Raw genomic sequence first — 14331 nt, forward strand, 5'->3', positions numbered from 1 at the left:
TGCCAAATCAAATTAATCTTGATATTTTGATGACTTAAATATGGGTTTTTGCTAAATTTGCTAACTTTTTTAATTTCTAAATGTTAAGTATATGGCCGTATTAGCTTTTATCGTAAGTATTGTGATTATCGTCTGCTCTCTTTCTGCTCACCTTAGCTTTAGCTCAGGTAAAAGGGCAGCGAAGGCCAAGCTTAATAGTTTAGGCCAGAATACCCCGCCTAAGCGCGATATGACGCTTACCGAACGTAGTGCGTTAAAAGATAAGTTTGGCTTTGAGCCTAGCAGTACTGAGGTTTATGAGATTTATGGTGAAGTATCGGGTTCAACACTGACCAATAATGGTGTCGAAGCTGAGCTGTTTTTCACCCTCGGTGGATATCTAGTCAACATACCTGAGACGGCAAGGCCCTATTTGCAGGTAGGGGATAATATTGCCGAAGTGGCACATGAAAATGATAGCACTTGGCTTATTTCATTAAACGAAGTTTGGCATGTTACGGAAGACGTGGCCGAGCAGCAGATGCGTGATCTTAATAGTGAAAAAATTGATAAGGCCGAAGTGGGCCAACTTGAAGAGAGCGACATCGAAATACTCGGTAAACGTGAGGCAACCCCAACTGAGCGCCAGCAATTAAAACCTTATAGTTGGGGCATTGGCAGTATGATCACTGTGCTGTTAATCATGGGATTATTCACGCTGTTATTTGACCCTTTCTCTCCGGGCTTAGCCGTTGGTGTCGGCTTGCTGTTGCTGCCCTTGAGTTATTGGTTATTTCGCCGTATTCGCGGTGCTTACCCGACCAGTGTGTCCATCACCAAGATGAGTGGGAAAATTTATGGTGTGGAATTTAATGGCGATCATATTCGGGTACACTTTCAACCGCCACAGTTAACCATGGCCTCCTCGTATTCTTATATTGCGCCAGCGCATTGGCTTGAACCTTTAGCAGAACAAGCACAAAACTTTGTTAAATTTGAGGTTTATCCTGAAAGTGAAAAGTTGGTTTCTATCGGTCGCGACTTTTCTTTAAGCGCAGAGCAACCTAAGCCTAAGCCGCAATTTGCACGCCATATTAGTATGCTGATTGCCGTTTTGATCTTTTTCAAACTGGTGTGGAGCATGGTTGATATGCCTGTTTTTAATGCTAGCTTGGCGCACCTTTGGCACGAGCGCCAATTGGTTGCTAACGGTGTATCGGAGTTATTAGCGCAGCAACCGCAAGTAGGAGATGGTGTCGTGTTGTCAGGACCTCGCCAGTGTATAAAAGGGGAGGCACACAATTGGGATAACGCTGGTTTCGCCTTATGCCAACGTTTTTATTTACTTGATCGTGCATTACCTACAATCAGTTCGACGGAAGACAGTGTTGAACAAACTAAACTGGCATTTATTAATAGCTATAACAAAACTGATCTCACTCCACAGCTAAACTCGATGATTTATTTACGGTTGCAATTGGTCATGCTGCAAAAGGGCGAGCATATCGCAGCCAAATCAGACACGCGGGGACTCGATGGTAGCTATTTTACGGCGATGACTGAGTTATTTACGCCCGTTTGTGATTACTCGAAACATTGTCCTGAGATGAAAGAGGCATTAATAGAGCAGTGGCAGCAGCTATTAGCGGAGTTGGATGAACCTAGTACCTGCTTTGAATACTGCTGGCAGCAAATGGTGGCGGGTGAGCATGCAGATGCTTATCTCATTGCCCACAAGCGTGATACTTACAAGCTAGAGCAAGCCATGGCGTCGGTTTATAACGATATTCGCCAGCAACTGATTGATATCGACCTTAACCGCCCACAGCCTGAGCCTGCCGTTTTAGTTCGCTTAACAACTGACACACAGGCACCGGAGAAAATTGGCGAATTATATGATGATTTAAGTAGAAGATTTAGCATCAAGGCTTTGACTACTTACCGTGAATACCTCAATGCAGCGTCACATTTTAGTGGCCTTGAAGGTATTATTATTGCTATTGAAACCACGGAACAGGGCCAAGTGTTAGTGTTAGAAACCGATTTAACCAAGCAAGATTTAATGCAGCAGTGGCTGATTTTAGGGTTATTGGTTGTGCTATTAGGGCTAGCCTTGATGCATATCGCACGTATTGTGTGGTTGAAGGCTTTTCAGCCCGAGTAGTGGAGCGCTGAGGCCAATTGGGGAGCAAGTGCTCCCCGTTGTTTTATTAGTCTTTATGAGAAAGGGTAAATTGCGCTAATAGCTGATTTAACTGCTCTGATAGTTGCTCTAGATTTAAACTAATATCGCGGCTTTCGCCAGCCGATTGCGAGGTGTCATTGGCCTGTTCGGTGATCATCAGTATTTGGCTTTGAACTTGTTCACTCACCTGAGCGGTGGTTAAAGTTTGTTGCCTTATTTGATCGGTGTGGTTAAGGATATCTTGCATTGCACGCATGGCGTCGCTCATGGCTTGGGACAAGGTTTCAATGTCTGTTGCGCGCTGATGTGCTGAATCACTCACATCATCCACGGCTTGCAATGATGCTACGCTACCTTGTTGAAATTCATTAATAATACTTTCGATATTGCTGGTGGCGTCACTGGTTCGGCTAGCTAATACACGCACTTCATCGGCGACCACGGCAAAACCACGGCCTTGTTCGCCAGCACGAGCAGATTCAATCGCGGCATTTAATGCTAATAAGTTGGTTTGTTCGGCGATACTTTTGATGGTTGCCAAAATAGATGACACTTGCTCTGTTTGTTGGTTAAGTTGACTGATACGTTGTTTTACATCATCGATGTTGCTTACTAAGCCATTGATTTCAATGCTGGCATGGTGTGCTTGTTTGGCACTGGTCGCAATCGTCGTCGTTGTTTGGGTGACGAGTTGCGATGCTTGCTGCGTGGCTTCGCTGGCATCTTGCTGTTGCTGCTGCATCTCTTCAATATTACGTTGTACATGTTGGGTTTCTTGCATTTGATTACTCGCCGCGTTATCAGTGGTGCTGGATACCTGAGTGAGCCGGCGCGCCGAATCAACGAGCTGATCAGACGTGGCTTTAACTTGCTGCAAGCTTTGTTCTACGGTTGCCAGTAAGGAGTTAATTCCAATGCCTAATTGGCCTATTTCATCATTTTGTGACAGCGGAATTCGTCTGAATAATTCTTTATTTTGACTGATTTGAGACATAAGATCCGATGTCTGACGGATGGGGTTGATAATGATTTTACGGATCAGCATCATGGTCACCATAAAACCAATAATGGCGATAATGCTCATGATGGTGACGGCGATAATTGAGCTCTGGTTGATTAATTTGTTGATGTGAGAAAGGTTGTATTCTAAACGTATTACACCCAGTACTTCACCTTCCTCTGCTTGGTGACAGCCAAGGCAGTTAGTACCTCGGTAATCGCTACTGGCCTTCATTGGTAGGGCTACAACTAAGCCATTGCCCCAGCTAGTATTAATAGGCTCAATAATGGTCTCTCCCGCTAGCGCGCGTTGGTCTATTTTATCTTGTGCTTGCTGCTCTGGCGATCCTGTTCCGTAAAGTTTATTAACTGCCTCACCACGGATCACTCGTACCTGCTCAATGCCATTCTGGGCCAGCGCTTTTTGTCGCAGCTGTTCTTTTTGCGCCATGGTGCCAGTCAACATCATCATGTTTAAGCTATCAAAGTAATTACTGGCTTTATCTTCAAGTTGTTCACTTAATACCGTATGCAGCAGCGCATTTTCTTGACGATATTGGTAAAAAGTGGAGGACACCAATACTAGAATGAATACACTGATCAAGGTTAACAGCAACTTAGTAGATATTGACATATGACTTATTCACCTAGTTGAGATATGCATTTGAGATGTTGTTTACATTTAAAAATAGTTTATTTTTAGCGTTTTGCTGGATTTGGTAAAAGATGTGGGCACAGATGGACCGCTGCAGCCTTTGGCTATTAAATAATCCCCTAATATTTATTTAGTATAGGTCTCGACACTGGATTGAGTTTGGTCAAAAAAGGTGACTTGCACTGTGACCGCTTGAACGGCTTTGTCGGCGCGAATATAACCATCAAAATTTTCTGGCAGACTGAAGGGATTTTTTGTGTCGCAAGGCGGCAAGGCAAACTCCTGATCCAGTTTGTCACTATCTAGCGAGTACTGAATGCGCTTAATCGCGCAGCGGCTGGTAGCGAGCTGGGAGAAGTAGACCAAGGTCTCATCATTGAAATCACGCAGCATTAACCACGCGTTTTTGGTCATATTAAGCATCTCTTGTTGTGCTGTCGCTACATGTTGCTCGGCGTTAAATGCGTACTCAAAAGGGCCAACTTCATTGCCTTTTAAATCAGTATATTTGGCCAAAATAACCTGCGGTGAGTGAGTTTTTCTTGGCAGCCTTATAAAGTTATTGGGTAAGGAGTGGCCAGTATTGGGATCTTTCCAGTTACTTTGCCCAGTACTTTGGTAATCAGCCATTTCTGCTGTTTTGTAGAAAATTTCTTTGGGAGTGTCGGTATATTGCAGGTTAATTTGAAAACCTAAGTTACTGACTGACGGGGTGAAGCTTAATGACTGCTGCAAGCCTTGCTCGGAAATAACAGCGAGGGCTTGGCTGCGTGAATTCACATCCTCTAGTTGACTGTTAAGCAGTTCATGGTCGAGGTAATGTTTTACCCACTGTCCTTGTTGGTGCAGGGTGATTACTTGTTCTAATGCGCGTTTTTCTTCTAGTTTATCGGCGCTGGTTTGTTGGCCTAATAGCCGTTCGGAGGCCAAGCGAGAGAGCTCATACCATGCCGGCGTATAATCAGAATGTTGTATCACGAAGGAAGTTAAACGTTCACGACGTTGTTCCATCGGGAGTAGCATTAAGCGAGCAAATTGCACGCAAGTGCTATTTTGACCTGCAAACTGCTCAGCGTAAATTTCGCGCGCGCCTGAATGGCCTTCCTGAATTTTTAAGAAGGATTGGTAGCGTAAGTGGGGGTCAATATAGTTTTCATTAAAGCGAAAGTAGTTGAGATAGGCTTGACGTGCGCCGCGATAGTCACCGCTAAGCTCAAATAAACGCGCGTTGTGGTAATAATCTTGTGCTGTTTTTGGTTCGGCAAGAATGCCGCCATTACTTTGGCCTTTTATTATTTTGTCTAAGCTGTCGTTAAGTTTTTCCACTGCTTTGGCGGTATTTTCTGTGTGCTTAGCAATGTCTTTGTTACTGCTGGCAATATCTTGGGTGTTTTTATCTATTTTCGCTAACGATTTTTCCATGATGCCAAGGTTGGCTTGTAATTTAGCAAGCAGCGCGATATTACTGGCTAATACGCCCTCTGGTTGCTCGGGACTCTGTAAGTAATAAAGTGCACCACTAACGGTGGCCGATATTAAACAAAAAAGGATCGGAGCAACCAGTAAATCGCGCCATTTTATTACCAGTAAGGCACCAATAAACAGAATCAGTAATGCGCCAAGGGAAAGAAAGTACAGATATTGCGCAAACGGTGAAATCGGCTCCATGACATCTGCGACGGTCCCCATGGTGCCAGAAGCGGCACTGAATGCCGGTAAGGTCTTTTTGCCTTTTTCAGAAATGTATTTAGTAAATTGTTGGCGCATCATGATTTCTAGTAATAAAAAGAAAGCATATTAACGCGAATTGACATGTAAATAAAAAATGAAGTGATGAGTTTTGATCTGGTTAGCGTATTGTTTACAGTTAAGTCATCTAGCGGTAGGAGGAAGTGTAATGCAAGTAAATTTAGAAACTTATAAAGGGATCATTTTCGATATGGATGGCACCTTGGTTAACTCGATGCCATTGCATTTAAAGGCATGGCAGTTGACGGCAGAGAAGTTTGATTTTGAATATGATGAAGAATGGCTTTACAACCAAGGTGGTACGCCAACTTATGGGATTGCCGAGCTGATTAATGCTAAGCAGCAACGTAATCTTGATCCGTCTGCGTTAGCAGTTAGCAAGCGTGAATTCTTTGACCAAATCCGTCATCAGGTTGCGTTGATCCCTGAAACGTTTGCATTATTACAACAATTGCAGGGCCAGAAGAAGCTAGCTATTGGCACAGGAGCCGATGCTAGCACCACGGAGTTTATTCTCAATACCTTAGATTTATTGCCGTTAGTGGATGTGGTGGTGAATGCTAATGATGTTGAACGCCACAAACCCGAGCCAGATACCTTTTTATTAGCCGCGCAGAAAATAGGGTTAACGCCCGACCAGTGTGTGGTGTTTGAAGATACTAAAACCGGTTTAGCTGCCGCGCAGGCGGCAGGCATGGATTGTTATTTGGTTATCAATAATAAAATTGCGCGGTTTGTGCCTAAGCCTTAGGTTGTATTCGCTGAATTTATTCAGCGAATGCGCGAGTAAATTAACATGTGGCGCGAAGGGTTTTCGCGGCATCCACCATGTTTTTCAACGCGGCGTTAGTTTCAGGCCAGTTGCGGGTTTTTAGGCCGCAGTCTGGGTTAACCCACAGGCGCTCAGGGTTGATTTTTTCAGCTGCCGATTTTAATAAGTTAATCATCCACGTTTGCTCGGGCACGTTGGGTGAATGAATGTCGTAAACACCTGGACCTATGTCGTTCGGGTATTGGAAAGCCTCAAAGGCATCCAATAGCTCCATATTTGAGCGCGAGGTTTCGATGGTGATTACGTCGGCATCCATGGCGGCAATAGATGGCAGTATGTCGTTAAATTCGCAGTAACACATATGAGTGTGAATTTGCGTTTCATCTTTTACGCCGCTGGCGCTGATGCGAAAGGCTTCGGTGGCCCAGTCAAGGTAAGGCACTTTTGCTGCTTCTTTTAATGGCAAGCCTTCGCGCAGGGCGGGCTCGTCGATTTGAATCACTTTGATCCCGGCCTCTTCCAGTGCCACCACTTCATCACGTATGGCTAAAGCAATTTGCTTGGCACAGGCTTCACGGCTGATGTCGTCACGGTTAAAGCTCCAGCATAAAATGGTGATAGGGCCGGTGAGCATGCCTTTCATTGGCTTGTTCGTCAGCGACTGGGCGAAGGCGCTCCAGCTGACTGATAGGTCGCGGCTACGTTTCACGTCACCGTAAATAATTGGCGGTTTAACGCAGCGCGAGCCGTAACTTTGTACCCAGCCGTATTGGGTAAAGGCAAAGCCATCAAGCAGCTCACCAAAATACTCCACCATGTCGTTACGCTCTGGCTCGCCGTGAACTAATACATCAAGATCAAGGGCTTCTTGCGCCGCGACCACTTGGCGGATTTCGGCTTGCATGGCTTTTATGTATTGATCATTATCGATCTTACCTTGTTTAAATGCGCTACGGGTTTGACGAATATCTGCCGTTTGCGGAAACGATCCTATGGTGGTGGTGGGATAAGCAGGCAAATTTAAGTGCGCCTGCTGTTGCTTGATCCGCGTAGCAAAGTCGCTGTAACGCTGACTGGCGGCACTGGTTAGATTCGCCACGCGCTGCTTCACGTCTTCGCGATGGATCAATGGTGAAGTGGCGCGGTGCTGAACAATCTTATCGCTGTGGTTTAATAACTCAAGACTGACAGGATCTTGCGGATCGTTGATGAGCTGTTTTAGTTGTTGTAGCTCGTCAAGTTTCTGTTTCGCAAAGGCTAACCAAGGTTTGATCTCATCGCTCAGTTGCTGCTCGGAATTAAGATCCACTGGGCTGTGTAATAGGCTACAAGAAGGTGCTAGCCAGAGTTTGTCCCCGAGTTGCTCTGCCACGGGTTTAAGTTTGTTGAAGGCGCTACGTAAGTCGGTTTTCCAGATATTTCGACCGTTAATGATACCTGCAGACAGCACCCAACCGGCTGGCCAATTTTGTAGCACGGGTTTAAGTTGCTCGGGGGCACGCACTAAATCTAGATGTAAACCATTCACAGGTAATGACAGCGCGAGGGCTTGGTTGTCGGCCAAGCTATCAAAGTAGCTGGCGAGCAAAATTTTAGGGCGATGTTGCTCAAGTGCTTGGTAAGCAGTTTGATAAGCGGCTTGCCATTCTAGCGGTAAATCAAGTACCAGTGCAGGCTCGTCAAGTTGAACCCAGTCAACGCCTAGATCTTTAAATTGCGCAAGTAAATCTTGATATGCAGGCAGTAAATTAGGCAGTAAATCTAACTTGTTAAACTCACCTTGGGCTTTGCCTAGCCATAGGTAAGAAACCGGGCCGAGTAACACTGGTTTGGGCGTAAAGCCTGCCGCTAGCGCTTCTTTTGTTTCATCAAGTATCTGTGTGTAACTTATTTTAAATTCTTGTTTTTGTTCAAATTCTGGTACTAAATAATGGTAGTTGGTATCAAACCATTTGGTCATTTCACATGCCGCAGACTGACCTTTACAACATGTGTGATCGTGCGCTTGGTCGTTGCTATCGGTGCCACGCGCCATGGCGAATAAGGTGTCGAGGGTGATGCTGTGGTCGGCATTACGATGACGAGTAGGGATCACGCCAAAGGTAGCGGAAAGGGTGAGCACGTGATCGTACCAAGCAAAATCGCCAACGGGGACTTGCTTAATGCCAGCCGCTGCTTGCTCTTGCCAGTTGTGTAATCTGATTTGCTGGCCGACTTCAATCAATTCAGCTTGACTAGACTGCCCTGACCAGTAACTTTCTAATGCGCGTTTTAACTGACGTTGATCGCCAATTCTTGGGTAACCGAGGTTAGATAATAAAGCCATGATGTAGTCCTTTATATTTAGACGTTTATACCAATCAGAATTGACTGTCAGGCCTATCTAATTAGGCTTTGATTCCGATTGGTCTAGATGGCTATAGTATTTTATATAAGCTAAGTTGAGGCAATCTCATAATTTTTGTTTTAATGATGAGATAAATTCATAGTGTGTTTTTTGCTGATGACCTGATTAACGAATGCTAAGTGCTTGGGATATCTGTCTTTGCATTACCCATTCTTGGGCAGCATCAAAATCACGGAACACGCCGGTATTGAGTGGCGCGGTTTCGGTATAAGCGCTCCACATACGCGATAATCCATATATCACGTCTTTAGTACATACTACGGCAATAAGCAGGTGTGGGTTAACCGCTAACGCAGCTTTGTCTTGCAATGCTATTTGCCAGATATCTTCGTGGGATAAATCAAAATCGATAGCTTGGCGGTAGTCAAAAACTTGGTAGTGAATATTTTTAATATTCTGATTGTCTGAATATAACGCGGTTTTAATCGTTTTAACGTCACTGAAATTGATGATGTCAGTGCCGGTGATGATGATTCCACCATCATTCATTCTTTTGCTCGATAATGGCATGCAGCTTCCTTTTAGCTCGCTATTATTATGCTATAAATTTAGCATTTTATGCTGGTTAACAGCCATATGTATTTGCTTTCATCGCTATAAACTTGCCCTGACTCATGCTTTCTATCTATTACTAGTGTTATTTGTAATCATTTGTTTTTATTCTGTTATTTATTATTTCTCTCTAAGAAAACGATTGTTTAACGACTCTGGTATCGGTTCTATTTTGTTTTATGTTTCTCCAGCGTACGGCTGTTATCTGTAATCATCCTCGAGATGGTTGCTTAACGTGTCTTGCTGGGCTTTAAGCATGGCTTATTTATGGAAAATAGCCTCTTTTGTAGATGTGATCTTGAAAGCAGTTTTAGTGTTTTTGATTTTAATTGTGATCACCATGTTAATGGTTTGCGTTATTGGTTTCAGAAGGTCAAACATTCATGGATGAATGAAGCCCTTTTCTAATGAGCTCGACTAAATAAACCAATATGAACATTTGAAGGAAGCAAAGCATGAAAACATTTAGCAAGATCCTGTTAACGTCAGTGATAGCGGTAAGCTTAAGTGCTTGTAATGATGACGATGAGCCGATAGTTGAAAACTCATATTTACGCGTATTACATGCTGCAGCAGATGCGCCTAAGGTAAATGTCTGGCTGGATGGCAAACCCGCTTTAGAGGGAGTGGATTACCAAAAAACGTCGGGCGTTATCACTGTGCGAGCAGGGACCCACACTGTTAAAGTTGATGCGATTTTACCAAATGGTAGTGTAACAACAGTGATTCCGGAAACGAGCTTAGACCTGATGAAAGACATGGAATATAACGTGGTTGCGCTGGGTAAAGCCGCCTTAATTGGCAGTGGCAATGCTGCCGAATTTGGTCCTGCTATTATTTCTCGTGCCGCTTTGAAACCTGAAGGTGCGCGCGTTCAGGCAATTCATGCTGCGCCTGATGCGCCCATGGTCGATATTTTTATTACTGCGCCCAATGCTGACTTGTCAGCGGCCACTCCATTTGCCGATGATGTACCTTATAAAGCTAACACTGCAGCCGTTGAAGTGCCAGCGGGTACTTACCAAGTGCGCTTAACTAAATCGGATGATTCAAGTGTGGTTTACTTTGACTCGGGCGCCGTAGATGTTGCCGCCGGCTCTGATTGGGTGGTTGCTGCAGTGGCAAATACCGATGCGGGTGAATCTCCAGTTAACTTACTGATTGATTCAGGCACTGGGCCAGTAGTGGTTAAAGATGTAAACACCGGCGCGGATATTCGTGTTGCTCATACTATCTCAGATGCGCCAGCGGTAGATGTTTGGGTAAATGGTACCGCTCCTACGATGGGTAGTCCTCTTTATAATCTGGCTTACAAAGCCAAGACTGATTATATTCCTGTGGCTGCTGGTGATTATGATTTTGCAGTGAGTGTAAATGGCAGTAATCCGGTTACTGTGGTTGAAAAACTTGGCTTGAAAGGGGCAAATTTAGCGGCGGGGATGACTTATACCGCCATGGCCATTGGTAACCTTGGCGATAATCTCGATAATGATGAATTGTTTGTAGTAACAGACAAAACTCGTCGCGTTGCTACTGAAGCACAGTTACGTGCTATTCATGCTTCCACCATGGCGGGTAATGTTGATATTTACCTAAGTGCCGATGCCAGCCCAAGTGACGATGATGTGATTTTTAAAAATATCCCTTACAAAGGTGATAGCACTGTGCTGTCGGTTATGCCGGGCACTGCTTATGTGATGATTACGCCAGCAGGTGATGCTTCTACCATTGCAATTGGTCCCGCTGAGCTGCCATTAGCGGCAGGTACGTTAACGACGTTGGTGGCGATTGATGATCCTGCAGCCGCGACTGGCGTTTCTGTTATGAGTCTTGATGATTAATCGACTTTTCTAGTCAGATCGCTAAACTTAAAAGGGCCTATTAATAGGCCCTTTTATTTTTGCTCAGAGCGTGGTTAGTTAATGTGGCGTTGTATTTTTATTCTGTTTTTATTTACGCACACGAGTGTGGCTATGACGTTCAGTAGTGATCAAGCATCTTTTACTAAGAGCTTTGATCCCCGAGGCGTCATTGTATCTATTCAAAGTCGTTCAGACTATTCGCTACTTTGTCATGTTCGATATTTACAGGATAAGGTTTGGTTGGTATTGGGCGCGCAAAGCCAAAGTCGACCACTACTCTTACCAAATGCCCAATATTATGACGGATCTTTTGCTTGTAAGCCCTATCAGGGCAACAAAGAGCCCGGCAAAATGTGGCGAGTGCAGCCTTATCGTTATGGGATCCCGGCAAAAAATAAACTTATTACTGTTCTTTAATTGCTGCTGACTGATCTTAGAATAATCTGAGCTGAGGTTAGTTCCGGTTTTGCTATGATGGAGCGCACTTTGATGCGATATTTGTTGTTACTGCCTATTCTATTTTCTTGCTCGGTTGCGGCAAGAATTTACTCTAAAGATCAGGTGTATTTGAAAAAAACACGTGAGGAGAGGGGCTTAGTGGTGTCGGTGCAAAGTCGGGTTGAAGGCTTTTTAATTTGTCAGCTCCGCTTTCGCAGAGATGCTGTCTGGATGGTGTTGGCAGCGAAAGAGCAAGGGCGGCCACTGTTGTTGCCTCAAGCTAATTACCATGAGCCTTCGCTGCAGTGCAGCGACTATGTTGGCAATAAACCTCATGGTGCTATTTGGCGTGTACAACCCTATAAAACGGCTATTCCGGAAAAGAATAAGCTGATCGAAGTGTATTGATCAAGGATAGGAGGAGACTGCCCGTTTGAACCGTGAGTTCGGTTCATCTAAAAAGTTGCTTTAGAGTGGTGTTTTTTCTGAATAATCTCCTATCGGCTCGATTTCTTAAGCGCAAACCCCAGTTGATAAAAATAGAGCTTAAATGCTTGGCCAATCGCTTCCCGGTGTTGATCTCGCGGATAAATTCCTGCTTTGGCTAGTTCGGTCTGTTGTGTGCCCGAGACCAAATAACGATTAGTTATCGCACTGTGATCTTGTACAAATGCTTCAAACGCGCGCGCCATTAGCTCTGTTGGGCGGCTGTAGTAGAGCTGATTAAGTTTTTTGTCTAAGGTAATGGCGGTTTGAGTGTAGTGAGATGGTTCGTTGCCTGACTCTGAGAGTAATACTGCTTTAAAACATTGCGCCAATGCTTGGTTTAATGGATGTGCAATTAATGTGTTTTTATTCAACCAAGTGTCTGATGAAAACTTATAGTGCGGAGGGGAAAATACTTTATCGGTAATGTAATGATCAAAGGCATGCCAAAACTCATGGGCAAGGGCGCCCGCGCCAGCATTTTTGGCTAAGGCTAAGGTGCGACTGTAAGGGGCATAGTGCGCTTGCACTCCAGCTTGGCCTCCCGTGCCAAAAGCCAGGTTTAGCTGACGTTTCAGGCCTAGGGCTTGGCTGGGCAAGTTTAAAATGGTTGCTAAATCGAATAAAGCATCAAAGATTAAGTTGGCTGCAATTTGCTGTTCTTCTTTAGTGACCCAGCGACCTACTTTAATAGTTGAAAAAGCAAAGGCATGTTGAATATCTTGAAAGCTAACATCAGCCTGATTGCGATAATCAGGCCCGTTGCGATAGTGAGTTTGATGTAATCGAGAGAGGCGCATGCCTATAGCATATCAGACTCTGTTTTATTGCCTAATGCTTACTTGGTGGCGCGGGCTAAAAAAGCCCGTGTGCGTTCGCTTTTTGGCGCGGTGAACATTTGCTCAGCACTGCCCTGTTCAACGATATGGCCCTGTTCCATAAAGATAATTTTATCGGCAATTTCACGGGCAAACTGCATTTCATGGGTCACCACTATCATGGTTTGTCTCCCTTGCGCGAGCTGCTTCATTACCGCTAACACTTCATCTACCCACTCAGGATCGAGGGCGGAAGTGGGTTCGTCAAATAAGATGACCTCGCCTTTAGCTGCCATGGCTCGGGCAATACCCACTCGTTGCTGTTGGCCTCCCGATAGTTGCACTGGGTAATGATTTATTTTATCGCCTAACCCGACTTGCTCGAGAATTTTTTTACTGGTGGCGAGGGCTTGCTGCTTTGGCTCTTTCCAAACCGTAATGAGTCCTTCGGCGACGTTTTCTAATGCCGTTTTGTTGGCAAATAGCGCGTAGTTTTGAAACACAAAACTACTTTGTTGGCGCAGTTGGGTGACACTTTTACTGCTGGCGTTTGCGGCATCCACCTTAACAGGCCCAATATTAATAATACCCGTGGTCGGGGTTTCAAGATAATTTAAACAACGCAATAAGGTCGATTTACCTGTGCCTGATGGTCCAATAATGACCACGATTTCACCTTGCTTAACTTCAAAATCAATGCCTTTAAGTACGGCTAGATCGCCAAACTTTTTACTCAGGTTGGTTACTTTGATCATTTGATATACGCTCGGTTTAGGTGAATTTCTAGGCGATGTTGTAATTGCGTGAAGATCACGACCACTAGCCAGTAAACAATGGCAACGGCGACAAAGCTTTCAAAAAATTTAAAGCTGGAAGAGGCTTCCATTTGTGCTTTAGACATTATTTCTGCCACTCCGAGGGTAAACGCGAGCGAGGTGCTTTTGATCATGTCGATAAAGTAATTCATCAATGACGGCGACGCCACGCGGGCCGCTTGCGGCAAGATAATGCGGCGCATGGCTTGTAGTTTGGTCATGCCAATACTTAAGCTCGCTTCCATTTGGCTGCGATCGACACCTAAGATGGCGGCGCGAATACTTTCTGCCATGTAGGCCGAAAAATGCAGCGATAAACCAATCACCGCAGCGGTAAATGCGTCCATGCCGACCAACCAAGGCATCAGTTGTGGCAAACCGTAGTAGAGCAAAAATAATTGCACCAGTAGCGGCGTGCCACGAAAGAAAGAAATAAACACAATTGAAACTTGATTCAATACAGGCACAGAAAAAACCCGGATAACGGCTACGCATAAGGCAATAATCAAGGCAAATACGAAACCCAGTAGCGCCATTTGCATAGTTACGCCCAAATACTTTAGCAGTATTGGAAATAGTTCTAGTGTGTAAATAAAATCGAAGTTCAACTGCTT

The 14331-nt window shown here is 44.7% G+C and carries 12 protein-coding genes; 5 read left to right on the forward strand and 7 right to left on the reverse strand.

Features of this window, described 5'->3' with window-relative positions:
* The first annotated feature begins 91 nt into the window (after positions 1-91).
* The gene (locus K6Y31_RS13570; protein WP_233053496.1) at positions 92-2143 is read left to right on the forward strand and encodes an IgaA/UmoB family intracellular growth attenuator; all 2052 of its coding nucleotides are present in this window, start codon (positions 92-94) and stop codon (positions 2141-2143) included.
* A gap of 46 nt (positions 2144-2189) precedes the next feature.
* Here the strand turns inward: K6Y31_RS13570 and K6Y31_RS13575 are convergent, their stop codons facing one another.
* Together K6Y31_RS13575 and K6Y31_RS13580 are read right to left on the reverse strand one after the other, a co-directional pair.
* On the reverse strand, positions 2190-3797 hold the full coding sequence (locus K6Y31_RS13575) for a methyl-accepting chemotaxis protein (protein ID WP_233053497.1): 1608 nt from the start codon (positions 3795-3797) through the stop codon (positions 2190-2192).
* 147 nt (positions 3798-3944) lie between these two features.
* The gene (locus K6Y31_RS13580) at positions 3945-5588 is read right to left on the reverse strand and encodes a Na(+)/H(+) antiporter subunit B (RefSeq protein WP_233053498.1); all 1644 of its coding nucleotides are present in this window, start codon (positions 5586-5588) and stop codon (positions 3945-3947) included.
* Between the two features lie 127 nt (positions 5589-5715).
* On the opposite strand from K6Y31_RS13580, the gene K6Y31_RS13585 reads away from it, so the two are divergent.
* A complete protein-coding gene (locus tag K6Y31_RS13585) occupies positions 5716-6318 on the forward strand; it encodes an HAD family hydrolase (protein WP_233053499.1) in 603 nt (200 codons plus the stop codon).
* Positions 6319-6358: 40 nt separating this feature from the next.
* On the opposite strand, the gene metE is transcribed toward K6Y31_RS13585, so the two are convergent.
* Entirely contained in the window at positions 6359-8665 is a 2307-nt protein-coding gene (gene metE, locus K6Y31_RS13590) for a 5-methyltetrahydropteroyltriglutamate--homocysteine S-methyltransferase (RefSeq protein WP_233053500.1), read from the reverse strand.
* 186 nt (positions 8666-8851) lie between these two features.
* Positions 8852-9256 carry a hypothetical protein gene (locus tag K6Y31_RS13595; protein ID WP_233053501.1) on the reverse strand — a complete coding sequence of 135 codons (405 nt, stop codon included), beginning with the start codon at positions 9254-9256 and terminating at the stop codon, positions 8852-8854.
* 497 nt (positions 9257-9753) lie between these two features.
* Between K6Y31_RS13595 and K6Y31_RS13600 the strand changes: the two genes are divergently transcribed.
* From K6Y31_RS13600 to K6Y31_RS13610, 3 genes are all read left to right on the forward strand, one after another.
* Positions 9754-11139 (forward strand): DUF4397 domain-containing protein, encoded by a 1386-nt coding sequence (locus K6Y31_RS13600; protein ID WP_233053502.1) that lies wholly within the window; start codon positions 9754-9756, stop codon positions 11137-11139.
* Positions 11140-11271: 132 nt separating this feature from the next.
* Positions 11272-11577, forward strand: coding sequence for a hypothetical protein (locus tag K6Y31_RS13605; RefSeq protein WP_233053503.1), 306 nt, complete (start codon positions 11272-11274; stop codon positions 11575-11577).
* Between the two features lie 72 nt (positions 11578-11649).
* The gene (locus K6Y31_RS13610; RefSeq protein ID WP_233053504.1) at positions 11650-12006 is read left to right on the forward strand and encodes a hypothetical protein; all 357 of its coding nucleotides are present in this window, start codon (positions 11650-11652) and stop codon (positions 12004-12006) included.
* An 89-nt stretch (positions 12007-12095) separates the two neighbouring features.
* Here the strand turns inward: K6Y31_RS13610 and K6Y31_RS13615 are convergent, their stop codons facing one another.
* Genes K6Y31_RS13615 through K6Y31_RS13625 form a run of 3 tightly spaced genes read right to left on the reverse strand, consistent with a single transcriptional unit; the run spans position 12096 to position 14325 of the window.
* Positions 12096-12884 (reverse strand): CLCA_X family protein, encoded by a 789-nt coding sequence (locus K6Y31_RS13615; RefSeq protein WP_233053505.1) that lies wholly within the window; start codon positions 12882-12884, stop codon positions 12096-12098.
* A 38-nt stretch (positions 12885-12922) separates the two neighbouring features.
* Positions 12923-13657 carry an amino acid ABC transporter ATP-binding protein gene (locus tag K6Y31_RS13620; protein ID WP_233053506.1) on the reverse strand — a complete coding sequence of 245 codons (735 nt, stop codon included), beginning with the start codon at positions 13655-13657 and terminating at the stop codon, positions 12923-12925.
* Positions 13654-14325 carry an amino acid ABC transporter permease gene (locus K6Y31_RS13625; RefSeq protein WP_233053507.1) on the reverse strand — a complete coding sequence of 224 codons (672 nt, stop codon included), beginning with the start codon at positions 14323-14325 and terminating at the stop codon, positions 13654-13656. Before K6Y31_RS13625 ends, K6Y31_RS13620 begins: the two co-directional genes overlap by 4 nt.
* Between the last annotated feature and the right edge of the window lie 6 nt (positions 14326-14331).

The sequence above is a fragment of the Motilimonas cestriensis genome (genome assembly GCF_021295315.1).
Taxonomy (GTDB): Bacteria; Pseudomonadota; Gammaproteobacteria; order Enterobacterales; family CBDFNC01; genus Motilimonas; species Motilimonas cestriensis.

What these genes read in the sequence shown, in the direction of transcription:
- K6Y31_RS13570 (WP_233053496.1), top strand. Translation starts at nt 92, where the DNA reads ATGGCCGTATTAGCTTTTATCGTAAGTATTGTGATTATCGTCTGCTCT.
- K6Y31_RS13575 (WP_233053497.1), bottom strand. Translation starts at nt 3,797, where the DNA reads ATGTCAATATCTACTAAGTTGCTGTTAACCTTGATCAGTGTATTCATT.
- K6Y31_RS13580 (WP_233053498.1), bottom strand. Translation starts at nt 5,588, where the DNA reads ATGATGCGCCAACAATTTACTAAATACATTTCTGAAAAAGGCAAAAAG.
- K6Y31_RS13585 (WP_233053499.1), top strand. Translation starts at nt 5,716, where the DNA reads ATGCAAGTAAATTTAGAAACTTATAAAGGGATCATTTTCGATATGGAT.
- metE (WP_233053500.1), bottom strand. Translation starts at nt 8,665, where the DNA reads ATGGCTTTATTATCTAACCTCGGTTACCCAAGAATTGGCGATCAACGT.
- K6Y31_RS13595 (WP_233053501.1), bottom strand. Translation starts at nt 9,256, where the DNA reads ATGCCATTATCGAGCAAAAGAATGAATGATGGTGGAATCATCATCACC.
- K6Y31_RS13600 (WP_233053502.1), top strand. Translation starts at nt 9,754, where the DNA reads ATGAAAACATTTAGCAAGATCCTGTTAACGTCAGTGATAGCGGTAAGC.
- K6Y31_RS13605 (WP_233053503.1), top strand. Translation starts at nt 11,272, where the DNA reads ATGACGTTCAGTAGTGATCAAGCATCTTTTACTAAGAGCTTTGATCCC.
- K6Y31_RS13610 (WP_233053504.1), top strand. Translation starts at nt 11,650, where the DNA reads ATGCGATATTTGTTGTTACTGCCTATTCTATTTTCTTGCTCGGTTGCG.
- K6Y31_RS13615 (WP_233053505.1), bottom strand. Translation starts at nt 12,884, where the DNA reads ATGCGCCTCTCTCGATTACATCAAACTCACTATCGCAACGGGCCTGAT.
- K6Y31_RS13620 (WP_233053506.1), bottom strand. Translation starts at nt 13,657, where the DNA reads ATGATCAAAGTAACCAACCTGAGTAAAAAGTTTGGCGATCTAGCCGTA.